Genomic DNA, 18,543 nt, shown 5'->3' with positions numbered 1-18,543 from the left:
TGTTGGGTCTTTCCATTAACCAAATGCTAGGTTTGTACCGTTTGGATTCAACACCGCAGAACGCCGATATTTCCCGGAATGATGCAGGCAAGCTGTTGTCGGCGCTGGAGCAGCAGATTTCAACAGTCGACCAGATCAAAAAGGCGTATGCCAACTATACCGTTGATGTTGACACCCTCTCTGTCCGCTTGGGTACGCTGGAGGCCGAAATTGCGCGCCTGAACGCGTTGGCGAAACGGGTTGCAAATAAGGCGAAGCTTGATCCAAAAGAGTTTTCCCTGGATGCGGAACCAGGGCGGGGCGGTGTGGATCTGGATGACCCAGGTGTGCTGCGGCAGAAAATCTCATCAAATGAATTGTTGATGGCTTTTCAGACAGCTGAAAGTAGGGTCGATAGGGAAAAGGGCATGCTGGCGACACTGGACCAGATTCTGGAGGGGTTGACCCTACAGGCGGAGGTCATGCCATCTGGGCGTCCAGTACACAGTGGGTACATTTCGTCTGAATTCGGTTTCAGGCGCGACCCTTTCAATGGATACCGGCGTTTGCACAAGGGCATTGATTTCGCCGGGCCGGTTGGTACGGACATTTACGCTGTCGGGGCGGGCGTTGTTTCCTATGTTGGCCCCAAAAATGGTTATGGCAATGTGGTGGAAATTGACCATGGTGATGGCCTCATCAGCCGTTACGCTCACCTGAGTTCTACTAAGGCCAAGGCTGGGCAGGTTGTTAAAAAAGGCGACATGATTGCCTGGATGGGAAATACTGGCCGCTCCACCGGCCCTCACCTGCATTTGGAAGTGCTGAAAAATGGTGAGCAAGTCAATCCACGCGAATACCTTGGGTACGAAGAATAATTCACCGTACAGCCAGTTAATCCGTATATAATGGATTAAGCCGTCCGGTGTAGCGCCTAAGCCCAAGTGGTGCTGCACCGGACTTTCTATTTGGAAAGGATATAGAGAGAAACGTATGCTGGGTTCTGTAGCCAAAAAGATTTTTGGCAGCCGCAATGACCGCCTGGTCAAGTCTTATTCCAAAACAGTCAAAAAAATCAATGCTCTGGAAGAGCAATACAAATCCCTGTCAAATGTCCAATTAGCTGCAAAAACCACTGAGTTCCGTAACCGCCTGCAACAGGACGAGCCGTTGGATAACCTGCTGCCTGAAGCCTTTGCCGTTGTGCGTGAGGCCAGCCAACGGGTGTTGGGGATGCGCCATTATGATGTGCAGATGATTGGCGGCATGGTGTTGAATGACGGCAAGATCGCCGAGATGAAAACGGGTGAAGGCAAAACCTTGGTGGCAACGCTTGCGGCTTATCTGAATGCGCTGCCCGGTAAAGGGATGCATGTCATCACTGTCAATGATTACCTTGCCCAGCGCGACGCTGCGCAAATGGGTAAGGTGTATGGCTTTTTGGGCATGTCCACCGGCGTCATCACGAATAGCTTGAATTCAGAAGAACGCCGCGTTGCTTACGCAGCCGACATTACCTATGGCACAAACAACGAATTTGGCTTCGACTATCTGCGTGACAATATGGCCTTCCGCAAGGAAGACCGTGTGCAGCGTCCGTTGAATTATGCGATTGTGGACGAAGTGGACTCAATCCTGATTGATGAGGCGCGTACTCCGCTGATCATCTCCGGCCCCAGCCACGATGCCTCCCAATTGTACATCGCCATTGACAAGCTGATTCCCGAACTGACAAAACAGCAGCAAGAGGATGGGCCTGGTGATTATTCCGTAGATGAAAAAGCCCGTCAGGTTTATTTGACCGAGGCAGGTCAGGAACGCGCGGAGCAGTTGTTGCAGACAGCGGGCGTTCTGCCGGAAGGGCAGGGCTTATACGATACTGTCAGCATCAGCATTCTCCATCACCTGAATGCGGCGTTGCGTGCCCATGCCTTGTTCCAGCGCAATGTTGATTACATCGTGCGTGATGGCAAGATCATTATTGTCGATGAATTCACCGGGCGGACTATGCCGGGTCGGCGTTGGTCAGAAGGGCTGCATCAAGCGATCGAAGCCAAGGAGCAGGTGGAAATTCAGGCGGAAAACCAGACGCTGGCATCCATCACGTTCCAGAACTACTTCCGTTTGTACGAAAAGCTTTCAGGGATGACGGGCACTGCTGACACGGAAGCTTATGAGTTGCAGCAAATCTATGGCTTGGAGGTTGTTGTCATTCCAACCCACCGTTCGATGATCCGGATCGATTCCAACGATTTGGTCTATCTGACGGCGGAGGAAAAATACGAAGCCATTATCCAGGAAATCCAGGAGCAGGTCGGCAAGAACAGGCCGGTGCTGGTGGGCACTGCCTCCATCGAAACCTCTGAGCTGGTTTCCAACAAGCTGAAAGCGTTACGGATTCCGCATGAAGTCCTCAATGCCAAACAGCATGAACGCGAGGCACATATTGTCGCCAATGCAGGTCGCCCATGCGCCGTCACGATCGCCACCAATATGGCGGGGCGGGGCACTGACATTGTGCTGGGTGGCAGTGTTGATGAGGAAATTCACCAACTGGGTGAAAATCCAGATCCTGATGCGGTCGCCAAAATCCGTGCCTTGTGGCAAAAACGTCATGACGCAGTGGTTGAATCCGGCGGTTTGCATATTCTCGGCACCGAGCGCCATGAATCCCGCCGTATCGACAACCAGTTGCGTGGCCGTTCCGGACGTCAGGGTGACCCTGGCTCTTCACGTTTCTTCCTGTCGTTGGAAGACAACTTGATGCGTATTTTTGCATCCGACCGGGTCAAGAGCATGATGCAGAAGCTGGGGATGGAGCAAGGCCAGGCGATTGAGGCCGGGCTGGTGTCCAAGTCCATCGAAAATGCCCAACGCAAGGTGGAAGCGCATAACTATGACATCCGCAAGCACTTGCTGGAATACGATGATGTCGCCAATGACCAGCGCAAGGTGATTTACGCCCAACGCAATGATTTGCTGGAGGCGGAAGACATTAAGGAAACCATCGATGCCATCCGTGAGGATGTGATTGACACCGCGTTTGCTTTTCATATCCCGCCGGGGAGTGTTGACGAACAATGGGATCTGGATGGCCTCTACAAACAACTGTACACCGACTTCGGCTTGGATTTGCCGATCAAGGCTTGGCTGGCGGAAGACCGGAGCCTGTATGAGGAATCCCTGCGTGACCGTATCCAGGAAAAAACCGCCGCAGCACTCAAGCAGAAAGAGGACATGATTGGTGCGCCCAACATGCGTCGGCTGGAACGCGATGTCATGTTGCATGTGCTGGATACCGAATGGAAGGAACATCTGGTGGCAATGGATTATTTGCGCCAGAGCGTTGGCCTGCGTGGATATGCGCAAAAAAATCCCAAGCAGGAATACAAGCGCGAAGCTTTCGAAATGTTCGAACAGCTGTTGGAGCGCATCAAGCATGATGTGGTCGCCTTCCTGATGCGCATCCAGTTGCAGGAGCCACAAAAAGCCATGGCGGATCTGGAGGAGCGTCCGGAGCAGCCGATGGAGTTTTCCCATCCTGATGCCAACAGCTTTGAATCTGAGGAAGAAGTCGTGGACGCTGTTGTGGGCGGCGACACTTACCAACGGGAAGAAGCCAAGGTGGGGCGCAACGATCCTTGCCCTTGTGGTTCTGGCAAGAAATACAAGCAGTGCCACGGCAAGTTGAGTTAAGCAATATTATTCAACGGTTTCTGTAGGAGTAAGCAACATGGCTGTCAACTTACATACGCCTGAAACCCTATTGCCTGTAGCCGGTGTGCGGCTGGCGTCGGTTGATGCGGGCATCCGCTATAAAAACCGTAACGATTTGCTCTTGATTGAGCTTGAGCCGGGCAGCCATACTGCCGCCGTTTTTACGCGCAACGCTTTTTGTGCCGCGCCGGTGCATGTGTGCCGGTATAACCTGCAACATTCCAATCCCCGTTACCTGCTGGTCAATGCAGGCAACGCCAACGCGGGCACGGGTGAGCAGGGAATGCAAGCGGCGCGCGGTTGTTGTGAGCAGGTTGCCCAGCAGGGGGCGTGTTGGGCGGAGCAGGTGTTGCCGTTTTCTACCGGCGTGATCGGCATGCAACTGCCGGTGGAAAAGATTTCCGCCGCTTTGCCGGACGCTTTCGCCAAGCTCGAGGAAAATGGTTGGTTGGAAGCTTCCCGCACCATCATGACCACCGATACGGTCGCCAAGGCCATCAGCCGCCAAGCGAAAATTTTTGGTGAGACTGTCACCATTACGGGGATTGCCAAAGGTGCCGGTATGATCCACCCCAATATGGCGACCATGTTGGCGTTTGTGGCCACGGATGCGCTGGTGGAGACGGCTGTCCTGCAAAGGCTGTTGGATGAGGTGGTGGAAGAAACTTTCAATTGCATCACTGTTGATGGCGATACATCCACCAATGATTCGCTGGTCGTAGTTGCGACAGGCAGTTCTGGCGTCTATGTGGGCGGTGATGGTCTGGCGGCGTTCCGGCAGGCGCTGTTGGATGTTTGCCTGTATCTGGCGCAGGCAATTGTGCGTGATGGCGAGGGGGCAACCAAGTTCATTGGCATTGAAGTGGATGGGGCATCTACCCGTGCGGAAGCGCGCACTGTTGGCAACACCGTCGCTTTATCCCCGCTGGTCAAGACTGCGCTGTTCGCCAGCGACCCCAATTGGGGGCGGATTTTGGCTGCTGTTGGGCGCAGCCCTGTTGATATGCTGGATGTCAGCCGTATCAGCATCTGGTTGGGTGAAACCTTGCTGATTGAGAATGGCGAACCTGCTGCCAGCTATCATGAGGAGTTGGGTCAGGTTGAGATGGGGCGTGATGAAATTAACATCCGCATCCACTTGGGGCGTGGTGACGCCTGCGCCACGACCTGGACATGTGATTTTTCCTACGATTACGTCAAGATTAATGCCGAATACCGTTCCTGATGCGGGCTACCTGCACGTCGTGGCGGCAGTCATCCGGGATGAAGTTGGCAATATCCTGTTGGCGCAACGTCCGGCCAACAAACATCAGGGTGGCAAGTGGGAGTTTCCCGGCGGCAAGTTGGAAGTTGGTGAGGCTCCTGCACAGGCTTTAAACCGTGAACTGGAGGAAGAGCTTGGCATCACGGTTTTGCAAGCCAAGCCCTTGATCAAGGTCAGGCATGTATACCCTGAGCGGGCTGTGTTGCTGGATGTTTGGGAAGTGACGGCGTTTTCCGGTGATCCGCATGGGCGTGAAGGGCAGCCGGTTGCATGGCTTGAGCCTGAACAGTTGCCAATGCTGGAGTTTCCTCCCGCTAATTATCCTATCATCACCGCCGCCCGCTTACCCGCACATTGCCTGATCACCCCTGAGCCTGTGGAAGGTCATGCTGCGTTCCTGCAGCAGTTGGAGAGGGCGTTGCGGTCTGGCGTCCGTTTGGTGCAGTTTCGGGCAAAGACATTGTCTGCTGACAGCTATCTGGCGTTAGCCCAAGACGCTGTCAGCTTGGCCCAATCATTCACTGCCAAAATTATGTTGAATTCCCCGCCGGTGATGCTGAAGGAGGCAAATGGCCTGCATCTGACTAGCCGTCAGTTGTGGCAAATGCCTGCTTTCCTGCGCCAGAATGGACAATGGCTGTCGGCTTCCTGCCACAATGGGCAGGAGTTGCGTCGGGCGGCGGAGGTGGGCGTGGATTTTGCGTTGCTGTCGCCGGTATTGCCCACTCTGTCACATCCGGAGGCGGCTGGCTTGGGCTGGGACGCATTCGCTGAGGCTGTGGAAGGGGTTAATTTCCCAGTTTACGCTTTAGGCGGAATGGCTCGGCGCGATGCGTTGATGGCGCGCCGATACGGTGGGCAGGGCATAGCGGCTATTCGCAGCTTATGGTTTGAGGAAGGACAGTAATCAAGCGTTAAGATCAGGTATCAATTGGCTGTTGATGCGTGAAATCATGTCCTTGATCAGCAACTTGCGCTTTTTCATGCGAGAAACCCTGAATTGGTCATAACTTGATTCCTGCATTAAGGCGCTAATCGCTGCGTCAAGCTCCCTATGCTCCTGAGTGAGCGCCGCCAGTTTGCTATGCAATGCTTCCGTGTCTAAATGCATGGGTTTCTTTGGCGTTTATTTGGTCAAAATACGGCGCTTCTTTTCCTTGTAGCGAATAACAACCTGTTTTTCTTTAGGTTTGTCATTCTGTTGCGGCATATAGTCTGCTTTTTCCCAACTACCGATTTCATAAGAGCCACCGTTATCACGGCGGGCAGCAGGATTGAAAGTTGAATGTGGGGCACTGCCGTTGCCATCACGTTTGCGCTGCGCCCCGCCATTAAGGCGGCCATAAGGCCCTTTGCGCTGGCGTTGTTGCTCTGGTGTGGGTTGTTGTGGCGGCTCGTTTTTGCCGCTGCTCCCTCGTTGGGCATTTGGGTTGCGCCCCTTGTTTTGCCCTGCGGCATGAGGTTGGCTTTGCTGGTGCTTGCTTTTGCCACCCGGCTGGGATTGCTGGCTGTAGCCGTTTTTCTTATGCTGTTGCTTGCCATTGTTGGAGCGCGGGGAACGGACGGCTGGCGTAAACCCGGAAGTATGTTCCAAGGGAGCCAAGCCAGGCAGTGTGCATTGTTCAATGGAGTCGCCGAGAAAGTCTTCAATCTTTTTCAGGTTTTCACGTTCACGCGGCAGCACAATGGCAATGACGGATTCTTCGCGGGAGTCAGCTGAAATGCCTTGCAGGCGGGCTTCATAGTCCTCCACTTTGGGGGGGAGCTCGAAGTTGATGATATGTTCTTCGCCATGCAAATTTGGCAGCAGGCCATCTTGATCCGCGTAAATCAAAATGGGGCAAGATGAGCCGTTGCGTTCTTCTGCTGGTAGGTCAGCGGCGATTTCTGCGCTATGTCCATGGTTGGCGAGGCTTTCGGCCAACGCCTTGGCGGTTTTGGCGCTAATGGTGAAAATGATGGTTGGTTCGCCGGAAAATTCATCCAACAAATGATCCATCAGTGCAATCTTGTGGGTGTAGTCATCGGCCAGATGCACGACTTGCGGTATTTGCAGCAATGGGTTGCGGTCGTCTTCCACTTCCAGTTCTGCGGCACCGGCCAATACTGCCCTGGCATAAGTGGCGATTTCGTCTTCCTGGCGCACAAATGCAATAACAGGGCAGGCGGTGGAGCGTTCCGACAGGATTTTATTGATCAGGCCATGCAAGCCCTTGTGGTAAATGGCGCTCAAATCATCAATAACCAGCATTTCCAGCTTGGAAAAGTCTGCTTTGTTGTTGTCAACCAAGTCATTCAGGCGGCCAGGGGTGGCGATCATCAGGTCAAGCGGACGGCGTAGCAGGCGCATTTGTGGCTGGTAAGGGCGGCCACTGACGATGAAACCAGAACGAATTTGCTGCTCATCCCCTGTCAGGCGCTTGATTGTATAGTTGATTTGATTGACCCGGTCGCGGCGTGAAGTCAAAACCAGAATGCGTGTATGTCGGTGCTCTTCCAGCGGGTGGGTCATCACGTAATCAATGGCAGGTATCAGGAATGCCCCGGTTTTGCCAGAAGCTGATTGGGTCCAGACGATAACGCTTTTGTTCTGGGCCATCAGTGGAATCAACTGTTTTTGCAGTTCAGTCGGGTTTTCGTACCCGGCAGCCTTGATTTTGGCTGCAAACTCTGGATTTAAGCCTAATTCTGAAAAAGACAAGACACATACTCCCCGTCTATGGATGTGGGTGAGAGTAATAAAAAATAAATACTGTCGAAATGGAGAGAGGAAGCCAGCAAAACGTGCCCTCAATTGTTGCCCGTAACCCGTATTTGTAACGTAAATTGCGGCCCGAACCGATAATAAAATTATTATATCTGTTGCGGGGAGTCAACGATTATGTACGTTATTGTCGTGCATTTACATCACAATTTCGATTGCTTTCTCCAACCTTGCAATGGCTACTACCTTTATGCCTTCAATCGGATGACGTGGTTTATTTCCTTTCGCCACGATCGCCTGTTTAAAACCGTGTTTGGCGGCTTCACGCAAACGCTCCTCGCCGTTTGGAACGGGGCGAATTTCGCCAGCCAGCCCAACCTCTCCGAAAACCACCAGATCAGCAGGCAGAGGACGGTTGCGAAAACTTGAGAGCGCCGCCAGCAACAATGATAAATCGGCTGCGGTTTCTGAAATCTTAACACCACCGACAACATTTATGAATACGTCTTGGTCAAACATTGAAATTCCGCCATGCCGATGTAATACCGCCAGCAGCATGGCGAGGCGGTTTTGTTCCAATCCAAGGGTGACCCGGCGGGGCGCCGAGCCATGGCTTTCATCCACCAGCGCCTGCACTTCCACCATCAACGGGCGTGTGCCTTCGCGTGTGACCATGATGACGCTGCCAGAGACTGGCCCTTCGTGTCGGGAGAGAAAAATGGCCGAAGGGTTGCTGACGCCTTTCAGCCCTTGCTCAGTCATGGCGAAGACACCAAGTTCGTTGACAGCGCCAAAACGGTTTTTGACGGCGCGCAAAATGCGGTAACGTCCACCAGGGTCGCCCTCAAAATACAATACGGTGTCCACCATATGCTCAAGCACCCGCGGACCGGCTAGTGTGCCTTCCTTGGTGACATGGCCGACCAGGAACATGGCGGTTTGGGTTTGTTTGGCGAAACGCACCAACTTGGCGGCGGATTCACGGATCTGGCTGACGGAGCCGGGTGCGGATTGCAAATTGTCGGTGAAAATGGTTTGGATGGAGTCAATGACCATCAAGCCGGGTTGTTCCTGAGTCGCCAGTGATAGGATGCTTTCCACGCAGGTTTCCGTCAGCAGGCGCAGGTTATCCGTGGGCAAACCCAGCCGCCGGGCGCGCAGGCCAACCTGCTGAAGGGATTCTTCGCCGGTGACATACAAGCTTTTTAATTCCGTCAGGGTGGCGAGTGTTTGCAACAGGATAGTGGACTTGCCAATGCCGGGGTCGCCACCAATCAGCACGACAGACCCAGCGACCAGACCGCCGCCCAGCACCCGATCCAATTCTGGCTGGTGGGTCGGGATGCGTGGGTCTTCGCTCAGGCTAACGTCATTCAATGAGCGGATCACGGCTTGCTCGCCAGCATACCCGCCAGTGCGGTTGTGTGGATGTTTGGCGGCAGTGAGGGTGACGCTTTCTTCCAACGTGTTCCATGCGCCGCAATCGCCGCATTGCCCGCTCCATTTGCTGTGCAGGCTGCCGCAGGCGGTGCAATAGTACTGGAGTTTGGCCTTACTCATCCGGTTCTGGCCGTATACGCTGGATTTTGGGATGGATAATCAAGGTTTTGACCGCATTGTTGCGGGTTTTGCGGATTTCCATTGGGTAATCGTCGATCAGTACGGTCATACCCGGAACAGGAATGGATTCCAGGTATTCCAGGATCAGGCCGTTGATGGTTTTTGCCTCTTCGGCTGAGAAATTGCTGCCCAATTCGCGGTTGATGTCGCGGATGGGTATGGAGCCATCCACCCAATAACCACCATCTTCCATTTGACGGATTTCGCGCGTTTGGTTGGAAGGGACGGTGGAGAACTCGCCGACTATTTCCTCCAGAATATCTTCCAGGGCTATCAGGCCGAGAATTTCACCGTATTCATCCACAACCAAGGCTATGCGGCGATTTTCTTTCTGAAAATTTAACAGTTGCTGGGGCAGGGTGGTGCTTTCTGGAATGAAATAGGCAGGGCGAATACTGGCTTCAAAACGTTCCCGCTCAAGGTGGCCGTCACGGAACAGGGGCAGTAGCTTGCGCAAGTGGACAAAACCGAGCACGTTGTCGAGGTTTTCCCGATATGCCAGCAGGCGGGTGAAATTGCTGTTGACAATCTGCTCTTCCAGTTCATTCCAGTCATCATCCAGGTCAAGCCCGACGAGTTGGCTGCGCGGGATCATGATGTCTTCGACTGTGGTGCTTTCCAAGTCCATGACGCGCAGCAGCATGTCCAGATGGTTCTGCGGAATATGGGTTCCGGCAGAGCTGACCACGCTGCGTAATTCTTCGTGGCTCAAGGCCACCCGGCTGCTGTCATCGCTGTGAGCCCCCAGCAGGCGCAACAGATTGTTGGTGATCAGGTTCAGCAACCAGATGAAAGGCCACATGATTTTCATCAGGACGACGTAAATGTGCGAGGACACAAAGGCAATTTTCTCCGGCCGCATGGCAGCCAGTGTTTTTGGTGTGATTTCCCCAAAAATCAATAATATAAAAGTCAGAAAGCCGGTTGCGGCCGCGAGGCCTGCGTCCCCGAACATCTGATAACCTAGGAGAGTGGAAATTTGGGTGATCAGGATGTTGACAAAGTTGTTGCATAACAAAATCAAACTGATCAGCCGGTCAGGCTTGTCCAGCAGTTTTTGGGCAAGCTTTGCCCCTGCATGGCCTTTGTCCGCTTGATGGCGCAGCTTGTAACGGTTCAGTGACATCAAGGCTGTTTCTGAACCGGAGAAGAATGCTGATAACATGAACAGAACCAGCAGAAATAGAAGCAGGATGCTTAACGGTATGTCGTCGAGTTTCACGTTGGTTTAACCAAGAATTCCAGTACAAACTTGCTGCCAAAAAACGCCAGCATCAAAAGAAAAAAACCGCTTAGGGTCCAACGGATGGCAATACGCCCGCGCCACCCATAAAACCAATGCCCGAGCAGCAGGGCGGCGAACACAATCCATGCCACAATCGAGAGGACTGTTTTATGCACCAAGTGTTGGCTAAACAAGTTGTCAATATATAACGCGCCGCTCAAAAGTCCGAATGATAGCAGGATGACGCCCAGCAGGATCAGCTTGAACAGCAGTGATTCCATATCCAGTAAGGGCGGAAGGGTGCGAATCAATCCGCCAGGATGATGATTGTGCAGATGTCGGTTTTGCCATGCCAGCAGCAATGCCTGTAACGCGGCCAGTGTCAGCATGCTATAGGCTAGCAGGGATGTGAAAATATGTACGCCCAACCCATTGTTCAGGTGGATTGCCGCTGTGTGATTGGAGTCCAATAATGGCAACAGCATGGCTGTGAGGGTGAACGGCGTTGCAAAAATCCCCAGCGTTTCCAGTGGACGGCTTAACATTGCCACAAACAGCAATAAATTGGATAACCACATGACAATGGAACCAGCAGCCGTAAAGTTGATGGAAATTTCATCTGGCTGCCAGATATTATGCAGAATTGTCCAGCCATGCATCCCCAACGCCAATATCCAGGCCACAATCAGCATATGCCGGTATTGTGGTGGTTTTGCCCCCAATCGGTTACGCAAGCGCACACCAATCAACAGCCATGTCGCCAGCCATGCCAGTGTCGCCAGCAGGTTGATCGTTATTGTCATTCTCAAACAGGTTTCGTCTGGTTAACTAAAAAATCAATATTTAAGTGCCCTTCCTTGAAGAAGGCATTCACTTTTGCGTTAAACTTTAATGCTATGATAGCAACTTGTGTCCAGATGGGACTAGAAAGAAGTCAATCATGTTTGAGAATTTGAGTGAACGTCTCTCGCAGACAGTAAAAAAATTACGTGGCCAAGCGCGTCTGACGGATGACAATATCAAGGACGCTCTGCGTGATGTGCGGATGGCCTTGTTGGAGGCGGATGTCGCGCTGCCGGTGGTGCGTGAGTTTACTAACCGGGTGCGTGAGCGGGCTGTTGGGCAGGAAGTGCTGGAAAGCCTAAGTCCAGGGCAGGCCTTGATCAAGGTGGTAAATGACGAGCTTATCACCATCATGGGGCGGGCCAATGAGAATCTGTCACTGAACGCCCAGCCGCCAGCGGTCGTTTTGATGGCTGGGTTGCAAGGGGCGGGTAAAACCACTACTGTGGGCAAACTGACCCGTTTTCTGAAGGAACGCCAGAACAAATCCGTGATGGTGGCCAGTTGTGATGTTTACCGCCCGGCGGCGATCAAGCAGCTTGAAACCATTGCTGGGCAGACAGGTGGGATTTTCTTTCCCAGTGAACCGTCACAGAAGCCGGTGGATATTGCCCGTGCCGCTTTGGAACAGGCGAAGCGTAAATATGCTGATGTGCTGATTATCGATACGGCAGGACGTTTGCATATTGATGCTGAGATGATGGCCGAGATTCAGGATATTCATGCAGCAGTGACGCCGGTTGAAACCCTGTTTGTAGTGGACAGCATGACAGGCCAAGACGCCGCTAACACCGCGAAGGCTTTTGGCGATGCGCTCCCACTGACTGGGGTGGTGTTGACCAAAGCTGATGGCGATGCGCGGGGCGGGGCTGCGCTTTCCGTGCGCCAAATTACGGGTAAGCCGATCAAGTTTATCGGGATAGGAGAAAAGCTTGACGCGTTGGAGCCATTCCATCCTGACAGGATGGCTTCGCGCATTCTCGGTATGGGGGATGTGCTCAGCCTGATTGAAGATGCCCAACGTAAGGTCGACCACAAGAAAGCCCAGCAACTGGCTAAGAAATTGAACAAGGGCAAGTCCTTCGATTTTGAGGATTTGCGTGACCAGATGCAGCAAATGTTGAAAATGGGGGGTATGGCTGGGTTGCTTGATAAGTTGCCAGGTGCGGGTAGCCTTCCTGCGAATCTCAAAGAACAGGCGAATGACAAGGAGATTCGGCGTATGATCGCTATTATCAACTCCATGACATTGGAGGAACGCCGTAACCCTGACATTATCAAAGCCTCCCGCAAACGGAGAATTGCTGCAGGTTGTGGCTTGCAAGTGCAAGATGTGAACCGTTTGCTCAAACAGCATTTGCAGATGAGTCGTGTGATGAAGCAGTTTTCTAAAGGGGGGCTACGCAAACTGATGGGAGGGCTGAAGGGCAAGGCACCGATGGGCGGCGGCTTTCCTCCCATGGGGGGCTTTCCTGGTTGATCTGGTATAACTTGTTGCATTTTTTATGATGCTCACTGGATTTTTACGATAAGATGGGTTTGCCTAGTGAATTGTCTGGTTGTATGATGCGCTTCATCCAGAGGTATCATGGTCTGGATTATGGTCTGTATCGGCGCCAGTATGGGCGAGATAAAGATTTCCCTTTCCAAATCAATTGTTTAGAGAGTTTTACTACTATGAAAATGAAATCTCAAGTGGTTATCGCTGGTCTGCTGTTCGCTGGCCTGCTGGCAACTGGTTGTAGCCAACAGCAATCTACTGGTGGCCAGCAAGTATCTGAGCCAGCTCCAGCTCCAGCTCCGGTCGTTCCAGCTCCGGCTCCAGTTGTTCCAGCTCCAGCTCCAGTCCCAGTTGTTCCTCATGTTAAGGCAAAGGGCAACTACAAAGGTCCTGTCATGATGGATCCAGCTTCTGCAGCTACCATGCAGCAGTATCAGAAGTAATTGCTGGGCTGAAAAACATCCTGTCTCAGGATGAGATGTTCGAAAAGCCTCTTGTTAATGCAAGAGGCTTTTTTATTGGGTTTTTAAATAAAAATTATTTATAGATTGTGTGGTTCCGGCTTGGTTTGAACCTTTCCTGAATTTGCTGCAACCTATTAACAGATTTGCGGCTTAAGCTGCAGGGTATTGATTCATGTTAAATTTGCTTGATTTCTAGTAAAGAAATGCATGATTCTTTGCTACAATCTGAGTGCTTTCCCTTAAACAATGAAAGAGACCAAGACGATGAAAATTAAATCTCAACTGACACTTGCAACCCTGATTGTTGCGGGCATGTTTGCTACTGGCTGCCAACAAATGAGCCAACAAACTGCTCAACAAGCTACAGCCTCTACTACAGAAGCCGCTACAACAACTCCAGCACAAACTGGAGCATGCGATAAGAGCGACAAATGGTGCCACACTCATCCACCTATTCCTGGTTGCACCAATTCTATTACGCATAGCCATCCATATACCAATCCTAACCATACTCACACTTATGGCTGCAAAGGCGGTCAACGCCCAATGATTCCTCATGTTAAAGCCAAAGGTAACTATAAAGGGCCTATCATGATGGATCAGTCTTCCAAAGAGGTTATGCAGCAATATCAGAAATAATTTCTGTTTGCTGGTGGCCATAGGCTGTTGAGTCCATATTATCAATGGCTAGGGAATAGCTGCCCTGTTACGACGTAACAGGGCAGTTTTTTGTTGAAATTCTCAATAAGTCGAACTAGTCTAGCAACCTTCGGGAACTTATGGGTGTTTTTTCCTGTCATCCAAGGCAGGGGAAAGCCAAATGGGCGCTTATACTATCCAGTGTTCTTTCTGATCAACCGAACCAAGTTGTGGATTTCATGAAAAAAATATCTGCTTTGGCATTGTTGTTTGCCGTCGTCTCGTTTTTGCCTTCTATGGCGTCTGCTAGTGTCTGGCCGAATGAGAATGAGTGGAATGACACATGGGAAGATCGTTATCGCCAGTGGGTGCGCACTAACTGGAAGGATGATATTTTCATGGACCCCGCCAAGCCTATCTATTACAAGTTTGAGAATGACTGTGCGGATGCGGTATATGCCATGCGCCTTATTTTCTCATTTGAGAATCGCTTGCCGTTTGCCATCAATAACCGTGACAAAGCAGGGGGGGTGATCAGCAATAATATGTCTACATGGGATAATTTGCCGCCGCCGCAGCGTGTCCGCCAATTCCTGGATTATGTCGCTGATATGACGAGTAGCGCATCCTTGCCGCATGACACTTATCCCATTGCGTTGAATGACATCAAGCCAGGCGATATTTATGTGGCTCCTGGCGTACATTCTTACCAGATTGCAGATGTGACGGATGCTGGTATTGCAGAGGTAATGGCGTCCACTACGCCGAAACAGGCGCGCTATTTGTTGCGTACCCCTTCATTTCCTTTTTATGTGCCGGAAAGCAAGACGTTGGGTGATGGTTACCGACGGTTCAAGGAGCCTCAAAATATCCAGAAGCCAGCTAATCAGCAACCTGGCTACAGTGAGGAACAATTTCAATTGGCGGCTGATCTAAATTACGATTATGTTGCTTTTACCGATATTATTTCCCATAAATTGGCCAAGCGTCCGGAAACCGCTGATGAAAAAACTCAGCGTTTGTTGCTGGCCTTATGCATGTATGCCAATGACCGGGCGGTTTATGTGTATGACGCATTGTGGTATTTGCAGAAAATTCGTAACGACGGGCGGCATTGCATGAATGCAAAGGAATACGATGACCATTCGACGCCGGGGCGCGACAAGCGTTTGAAGATGTTCTTTGATTCTATCCGTCGCCATTTGGATCATGTCGGCCGGTTTGATCCACGTTCACAGCCAGCGCGGTGGGCGAAAGCTGTATTCTCCAATGATCAACCCCCGCCGCAGGAAATGCAGAGCCTGAATAATTTTTGCATGGTACAGCTGACATTAGGGGAAGAGTATTACATGACCTTGCGGGAGCTGCGCCAGAATGTGGATGCGGGAGCGTTGGTTTCAGATCCTCATGCGCCGTTGCCATTCCGTTGGGGCATCACAAAAGCGCCATTTAATTCAGGGTGCCCGGCCTATTAAGCTTGGGTACTCTTATGCCGAGTTAATCTGGAATTCTTATATTAATTATTGTGAATAAATATTAGAATATTTAATTTATGAAGGAGTCTGTATTACTCAATACATGCGGAACAGGAGTGGGGTAAATGAGTAGTGTTTTCAGTGTAGTGGGGCGCTCACGTGTGTACGGGGCGGTTTTGTTGTTGGGGGTTGTGTTGGTCTCTGGATTGGCCGGGTGCTCAACACAGCAGGTGGCTGATGTAAAGCGTTCGGGCACTGCCCGGAACAATGTGGCGACGCCGGATCGGTTATCGTATGCAGCACTTGATCGGCTGCGTCATCATGTGGTGTACGATGGCCGCTATTTTCAGATTTCTTACCCGAATGGTGATGTGCCAGCCAATGTTGGGGTATGTACGGATACAGTAATCCGCTCCTATAGGAAGCTGGGGATAGATCTTCAGCGGCTAGTGCATGAAGATATGGCACGCAATTTTTATGCTTACCCCAATTTGGCAAAGTGGGGATTAAGCGGGCCCGATAGTAATATTGACCATCGTCGGGTATATAATTTGAAGGCGTTTTTTGTCCGGCATGGTGCCAATCTCCCTATAACAGGCAATGCTACGGATTATCGTCCTGGTGATCTTGTTACCTGGAACCTAGGGGAAGGGCAGGAGCATATTGGGGTTGTGGTAAACCGTAAGTCTCCTGCTGACCCCAATCGCTACATGATTGTGCATAATATTGGTGAAGGGGAAAAAATGGAGGACGTCTTGTTCGCCATGCCTATCACCGGCCATTTCCGTTATTTTCCTGGAGGTATGGGGGCAGGGACAAAATATGCCTCTGTTGAGTAAAAAACGGTACTAATTCAGCAATTTAACAAAAAGCCCCTGAACTCAGGGGCTTTTTGTTGTTAAGCAGTTAATCAATGCTTCACTTTTTCTGAAATTAACGTAGAATTGCGCGTTTACTTCGGGCAGGCTTGGTTTGCCCTATGTTAACTGTTTTTTGTAAGGTTCTATAATGGTCAATATTCGTCTGGCAAGAGGTGGCGCGAAAAAGCGTCCATTTTATCATATCGTTGTTAGCGACAAACGCAAGCCACGTGACAGTGGTTATATTGAGCGTATCGGTTATTTCAACCCTGTGGCGCGTGGCCAAGAAGTGCGTCTGCACATTGAGCAGGATCGTGTTGCTTATTGGTTGGGTTGTGGTGCGCAACCGAGTGATCGTGTCGCTAAATTGCTGAAAGAAACAGCGGAAACTGCTGCGGCTTAATTCAGTATGGTCCAGTCTGAGATGATTTCGCTGGGAAGGGTTTCTGGCGCGTTTGGCATCAAGGGTTGGGTCAAGGTGTTTTCCCATACTGCTCAGTTTGCAGGAATCTTAAAATACACACCATGGTTCCTGCAGGTTGCTGGTGATTGGAAGGCTTATAAAGTCATTGAGGGGAAAGCACAAGGGAAGGGTATCGTTGCTTTGTTGGAAGGGATAACAGACCGGACAGCTGCAGAAAAGCTAATAGGTTGTGATATTGCCATTCCACGAGAACAGTTGCATGAGCTGGAAGCGGGTGAGTATTACTGGATTGATCTGATAGGCATGGAAGTTGTAACAACTACCGGTATCTGTCTGGGCAAGGTAAACCACTTATTTGAAACTGGTGCTAATGATGTTTTGGTCATTGAGGGGGAACGGGAACGTTTGCTGCCCTGGGTGATGGATCACGTCATCAAGTCAGTTTCATTGGCTAACAGGCTTATTGTGGTTGATTGGGATGTGGATTTCTAGTCGCCATGCAATTCGATGTTGTTACATTGTTCCCGGAACTGGTTGATGCTGTAGTCAGATGCGGTATTACTGGACGGGCTGCGGAGCGTGGTCTCATTTCACTGGAATTGTGGAATCCACGCGACTATGCGGTTGATGTGCACCGCACTGTAGATGGTCGTCCCTATGGCGGTGGGCCGGGTATGGTCATGACAGGTGAATGCCTGTTGCAGGCAATACGCGCTGCTCGTCAAAAGAATCCGGGCAAGGTAGTTTACCTGAGCCCTCAAGGTTTGCCTTTGAGCCAATCATTGGCTCATGATTTGCTGATTGAGAATAGCCTGATTCTACTGTGTGGCCGGTATGAAGGTATTGACGAACGGGTCATTAAGCTAGAAGTGGATATGGAGTGCTCGATTGGTGATTATGTTCTCAGCGGTGGCGAGTTGGGGGCGATGGTGCTGATTGATGTGCTGACCCGCTTATTGCCGGGGGCGTTAGGGCACCACGAGTCAGCCGCGCAGGATTCCTTTTTTGACGGATTATTGGACTGTCCGCACTATACACGCCCTGATATTTTGGAAGGGTATGAAGTGCCGATGGTCTTAAAAAGTGGTAATCATGCGGAGATTGCCCGCTGGCGCAAGAAACAGGCGTTAGGAAAAACATGGCGATGCAGGCCGGAGTTGTTACAGGCGCGGCAGTTGACAAGCAGTGAGCGTGTATTGCTTGACGAGTATATAAATGAGTTTGAAAGCAGTAAAAAGCTGTATTAGAGGATTATCATGAGTACGATTATTCAACAACTTGAACAAGAGCAAATGAGCAAAGCCATTCCTGAATTCAGTCCTGGCGATACTGTCATCGTTCAGGTACGGGTCAAGGAAGGTGACAAAGAACGTCAACAGGCTTATGAAGGGGTTGTGATTGCGAAGAAAAATCGTGGTCTGAACTCTTCTTTTACGGTGCGTAAAATCTCTTACGGTGAAGGTGTTGAGCGTGTTTTCCAAACGTTCAGCAACAGCATTGCTGGCATTGAAGTGAAGCGCCGTGGTGATGTGCGCCGTGCCAAGCTGTATTACTTGCGTGGCCGTACCGGTAAGTCAGCTCGCATTAAAGAAAAAGTCTAATCCTTTATTTTTGGATTTAATGATCCACCTGCATCTATAGATGCAGGTGGTTTTTTTGCGCCCATTGTTTGTAGGTCTGACGGCCTTTCCCCGAATCACTTCATCGCTAAAACTGTACAGGCAGTGGCTTATAAGCCTACTATTTAGCACCGAAATTATAGTTTATAAAAAGTAGACATTATTCCAAAATATTAACTTATTGATTAACAAATAAATTCAATAGTTTT

Annotated in this window: 18 protein-coding genes; 13 read left to right on the top strand and 5 right to left on the bottom strand. The window is 51.0% G+C overall.

Annotation, left to right across the window (positions count from 1 at the left end; all coding sequences use genetic code 11):
- Positions 1–41: 41 nt before the first annotated feature.
- The 4 genes from VSS37_RS13900 (at position 42) to VSS37_RS13885 (ending at position 5,867) form a co-directional block, all read left to right on the top strand.
- Positions 42–857 (top strand): peptidoglycan DD-metalloendopeptidase family protein, encoded by an 816-nt coding sequence (locus VSS37_RS13900; protein ID WP_324696179.1) that lies wholly within the window; start codon positions 42–44, stop codon positions 855–857.
- Positions 858–972: 115 nt separating this feature from the next.
- A complete protein-coding gene (gene secA / locus VSS37_RS13895) occupies positions 973–3,675 on the top strand; it encodes a preprotein translocase subunit SecA (protein WP_324696177.1) in 2,703 nt (900 codons plus the stop codon).
- A gap of 37 nt (positions 3,676–3,712) precedes the next feature.
- Positions 3,713–4,921, top strand: coding sequence for a bifunctional glutamate N-acetyltransferase/amino-acid acetyltransferase ArgJ (argJ, locus tag VSS37_RS13890; protein WP_324696176.1), 1,209 nt, complete (start codon positions 3,713–3,715; stop codon positions 4,919–4,921).
- Entirely contained in the window at positions 4,902–5,867 is a 966-nt protein-coding gene (locus tag VSS37_RS13885; RefSeq protein ID WP_324696174.1) for a Nudix family hydrolase, read from the top strand. Before argJ ends, VSS37_RS13885 begins: the two co-directional genes overlap by 20 nt.
- On the opposite strand, the gene VSS37_RS13880 is transcribed toward VSS37_RS13885, so the two are convergent.
- The 5 genes from VSS37_RS13880 to VSS37_RS13860 form a co-directional block, all read right to left on the bottom strand.
- Positions 5,868–6,071, bottom strand: a complete 204-nt coding sequence (locus VSS37_RS13880) for a YdcH family protein (protein WP_324696172.1) — start codon at positions 6,069–6,071, stop codon at positions 5,868–5,870. It lies immediately after the preceding gene.
- Positions 6,072–6,086: 15 nt separating this feature from the next.
- A complete protein-coding gene (locus VSS37_RS13875) occupies positions 6,087–7,661 on the bottom strand; it encodes a DEAD/DEAH box helicase (protein ID WP_324696171.1) in 1,575 nt (524 codons plus the stop codon).
- 201 nt (positions 7,662–7,862) lie between these two features.
- Positions 7,863–9,224: a DNA repair protein RadA gene (radA, locus tag VSS37_RS13870; RefSeq protein WP_324696169.1), complete on the bottom strand. Its 1,362-nt coding sequence runs from the start codon at positions 9,222–9,224 to the stop codon at positions 7,863–7,865.
- Positions 9,217–10,506, bottom strand: coding sequence for an HlyC/CorC family transporter (locus tag VSS37_RS13865; RefSeq protein WP_324696168.1), 1,290 nt, complete (start codon positions 10,504–10,506; stop codon positions 9,217–9,219). Before VSS37_RS13865 ends, radA begins: the two co-directional genes overlap by 8 nt.
- Positions 10,503–11,312, bottom strand: coding sequence for a cytochrome C assembly family protein (locus tag VSS37_RS13860; RefSeq protein ID WP_324696166.1), 810 nt, complete (start codon positions 11,310–11,312; stop codon positions 10,503–10,505). Before VSS37_RS13860 ends, VSS37_RS13865 begins: the two co-directional genes overlap by 4 nt.
- Before the next feature lie 137 nt (positions 11,313–11,449).
- On the opposite strand from VSS37_RS13860, the gene ffh reads away from it, so the two are divergent.
- The 9 genes from ffh (at position 11,450) to rplS (ending at position 18,316) form a co-directional block, all read left to right on the top strand.
- On the top strand, positions 11,450–12,832 hold the full coding sequence (gene ffh / locus VSS37_RS13855) for a signal recognition particle protein (RefSeq protein WP_324696165.1): 1,383 nt from the start codon (positions 11,450–11,452) through the stop codon (positions 12,830–12,832).
- Between the two features lie 83 nt (positions 12,833–12,915).
- A complete protein-coding gene (locus VSS37_RS13850) occupies positions 12,916–13,296 on the top strand; it encodes a hypothetical protein (protein ID WP_324696163.1) in 381 nt (126 codons plus the stop codon).
- 285 nt (positions 13,297–13,581) lie between these two features.
- On the top strand, positions 13,582–13,956 hold the full coding sequence (locus tag VSS37_RS13845; RefSeq protein WP_324696162.1) for a hypothetical protein: 375 nt from the start codon (positions 13,582–13,584) through the stop codon (positions 13,954–13,956).
- A 140-nt stretch (positions 13,957–14,096) separates the two neighbouring features.
- Entirely contained in the window at positions 14,097–15,431 is a 1,335-nt protein-coding gene (locus tag VSS37_RS13840) for a hypothetical protein (protein WP_324696160.1), read from the top strand.
- 125 nt (positions 15,432–15,556) lie between these two features.
- Positions 15,557–16,270 (top strand): DUF1287 domain-containing protein, encoded by a 714-nt coding sequence (locus VSS37_RS13835; protein ID WP_324696159.1) that lies wholly within the window; start codon positions 15,557–15,559, stop codon positions 16,268–16,270.
- 169 nt (positions 16,271–16,439) lie between these two features.
- Entirely contained in the window at positions 16,440–16,694 is a 255-nt protein-coding gene (gene rpsP, locus VSS37_RS13830; protein ID WP_324696158.1) for a 30S ribosomal protein S16, read from the top strand.
- A 6-nt stretch (positions 16,695–16,700) separates the two neighbouring features.
- Entirely contained in the window at positions 16,701–17,207 is a 507-nt protein-coding gene (gene rimM / locus VSS37_RS13825; RefSeq protein WP_324696156.1) for a ribosome maturation factor RimM, read from the top strand.
- A 5-nt stretch (positions 17,208–17,212) separates the two neighbouring features.
- The gene (gene trmD / locus VSS37_RS13820) at positions 17,213–17,962 is read left to right on the top strand and encodes a tRNA (guanosine(37)-N1)-methyltransferase TrmD (protein ID WP_324696155.1); all 750 of its coding nucleotides are present in this window, start codon (positions 17,213–17,215) and stop codon (positions 17,960–17,962) included.
- Between the two features lie 9 nt (positions 17,963–17,971).
- A complete protein-coding gene (gene rplS / locus VSS37_RS13815; protein WP_324696153.1) occupies positions 17,972–18,316 on the top strand; it encodes a 50S ribosomal protein L19 in 345 nt (114 codons plus the stop codon).
- Positions 18,317–18,543: the final 227 nt, after the last annotated feature.

The organism is Candidatus Thiothrix phosphatis (assembly GCF_035668035.1).
Taxonomy (GTDB): domain Bacteria; phylum Pseudomonadota; class Gammaproteobacteria; order Thiotrichales; family Thiotrichaceae; genus Thiothrix; species Thiothrix phosphatis.
The sequence above is the reverse complement of the archived record's forward strand: the minus strand, read 5'-3'. Positions and strand labels throughout refer to the sequence as shown.